1 protein-coding gene is annotated in these 496 nt (G+C 58.3%); it reads right to left on the bottom strand.

Annotated features, from left to right (window positions below; translation table 11 throughout):
• Nucleotides 1-201: 201 nt before the first annotated feature.
• Nucleotides 202-496 (bottom strand): energy transducer TonB (locus A3754_RS01170; protein WP_156496662.1); only part of this gene is annotated, 295 nt, incomplete at its 5' end.

The raw sequence follows: 496 nt of genomic DNA, 5'->3' as shown, positions 1-496 counted from the left end.
CTTTCAGGATGAGACCGCAGGAGCACCTCTCGAGGTGCGAATCCGAGCGACAGCGAGGGCAGCGTGCAACGATAAACACCAAATCCTTCTAAACACCTGTCGAATGCTGGCAGGCCTGATCGTCCTGCGGACGATTGCCGCGCAAGCGCGGTTCGCGCCTCGAGAGGCACTCCTACAGTCGCGTGGTAGCGAGCGCAGCTATTATTTCGACGACACTCGCTGGTTACTGTCGAACTTCCAGGTGCGGATAATTTCCAGCACGTCCATGTTGCGGCGCATTTCCGCTGTAAACGCATCGAACGGGGCCGCCAGACGCACACTCTGAATGGCGGCCTGATCGAGGAATTTATGACCGGAGGACTTGAGCAGCCGCACTTCTTTCAGTGAGCCGTCTTTCTGGATCGCTACCATCAGGCGCACCGCACCATAGGTATTGCTGTTCAGGGCCCGGGCGGGAAAGTTGCGGGTACCCATGTCTTCCACCTTGCGGCGGAAA

Source organism: Alcanivorax sp. HI0083, assembly GCF_001635175.1.
The sequence above is the reverse complement of the archived record's forward strand: the minus strand, read 5'-3'. Positions and strand labels throughout refer to the sequence as shown.